Below are 1,853 nucleotides of genomic sequence, written 5' to 3'. Positions count from 1 at the left end.
CCAGTAGTACTTATATATTCTACTGCGAATATTTTCAAGGTAATTTGAGGTCTATCGTACCGTAATAAAGCTTTCTCTTGGTCTTATTTGCTAGTTGACTTGCAAAAAGGGCATGCGGGAACTAGGGAGTCGTTTTCTTACGAATCCCAACACGAGCGGCTTTTCTTGTTTAACCATCTGTTTTAGATTAACGACCATGCTCACAATTTTTACTTCTGAGCGGCGTTTCTCTCTTGAGTGTACGCGGGCGGTTCCGAGGCCGTTATGGTTTTTCATCTCGTTATTCTTGCGTTCAACTTTATTTCGCAGCATAAACAACTTCATGGCCTCGTCTGTCTCATTAAATGCTTTGGCTGTCTGGAACTCTTCGTAGTAGTCACTAATGAAGACCGTTCGGCCAGAGGCACTCTCCGTGCATTGCTCACGTAATGGGCAAGATTTACACGTTGATTTAGAAAATTTATACTGCTTCCCTTCAATCTTACGGTTATCTACAGACGTGCTCGTCATAATTTCAGCAGGGCAGGTTACAGTTTTGGCCTCTTGGTCATAAACAAATAAGTCGTTAGAATATAAGCCTGTAGGGTTGGAGTTTACCGTCTTCAGTGGTGCGGCCAAAGTGATATCGTCTGCAGTGAAGGCTTGGCGATGACATCCATATCCGTAGGCAGAATCTGCTGTAACCGCTTCGGGTTTAACTTGATGCCTCTCTCGTATTGTGTTCACAAGCTTTTGCAATTGTGCTCCGTCCGGCTCATTACAAGCAATAGGCTCTGCAAGCAGCACAATGTTGTGAGTCGCCGATGTAACCACTTGAATCTTGTCCCCGACAAACGTTTTTGCCCTTTTCTTGGCCGCGCGCGCATCCGGATCAAAGCTACTCAGTAGCCGATCTGCCGGACGTTCTTTGCGGGGGCGTTTCTTGTAGGTGCCATCTGGATCATCCGGATAACCTGGCTCTGTATTCTCGGTAAGGATACGAAACAGAATTGCTTGTCTTTCCAGTGAAACAAGCTGTCGTTCACGGTTGTTCCATGACCAGAACATAGAGCGAATGGTTTCTTTCTCAAACCAATATAATAGCCCGTAAGCAAGGACTACCAATTTGCTGAACAAGGCGGCGCCATCTTCTGGCGTAGGATTGACGGGTAGTTTTTCGGTCAATACCTGCAGGTCCAATTCAAGACCAAGCTGCCGATACAGCATGATGTTGGCACGTTTGAGGTGGTTGATTACCCGAAGAACGGCTTGCTTGATGAGACGGTAAGCGGACAACCGCGCCACATGTCCGTCTGTATGAAACGAGTCGACTAGCCAGACCTCCTTATTCTCTCCCCATAAACCTTTTTGTTTGGCTTGGGCAAGAATATGGTGGTGACAAGCGTCAAAAAGAACAGACCCCATCCGTTCCCGGTCGAGGCCAATAGTGCTGTGATCGAATCCGATAAAGCTTACCGGCAGACCCAGAAACCGCTTAATGAACAAATCTCCAATAACGCGCTCTTCCATTTCGCGGTCTGAGAGATTGTAATAGCGTTGCACGATATGGAGTTTTAACTTTAACGAGGGGGCGTAAGGCTTTGGTCCACGAGTAGAATAGAGTGGAGCACAGATTTCATCCGCAAAACTGAAGTCGAGTAGTTCAGCCGCACGACTCCAGATAGGATGTGCTGGTAATACCGAAAAGACTTCCATGTCGGCAAATGATATCTGCTCCAACTGCTTGTAACGAATCTGTTTCAAAAGTAACGCCCCCTCTTTTCACTCTTTATATTATACCATGTATGAGGAAGAATTAGAGAGAGAAGAGAAGAAAACACGTTGTTTTATTAGAATTTCAGGAAGTTGTAGTT

The 1,853-nt window shown here is 45.8% G+C and carries 1 protein-coding gene; it reads right to left on the bottom strand.

The features are described 5' to 3' along the window. Nucleotides 1–90: 90 nt before the first annotated feature. Nucleotides 91–1,743 (bottom strand): transposase, encoded by a 1,653-nt coding sequence (locus tag GC096_RS03330; protein ID WP_171628884.1) that lies wholly within the window; start codon nt 1,741–1,743, stop codon nt 91–93. Nucleotides 1,744–1,853: the final 110 nt, after the last annotated feature.

This window comes from Paenibacillus plantarum, from assembly GCF_013141695.1.
Lineage (GTDB): Bacteria > Bacillota > Bacilli > Paenibacillales > NBRC-103111 > Paenibacillus_E > Paenibacillus_E plantarum.
Note: the sequence above shows the minus strand (reverse complement) of the source record. Positions and strands in the feature narration are given on the sequence as shown.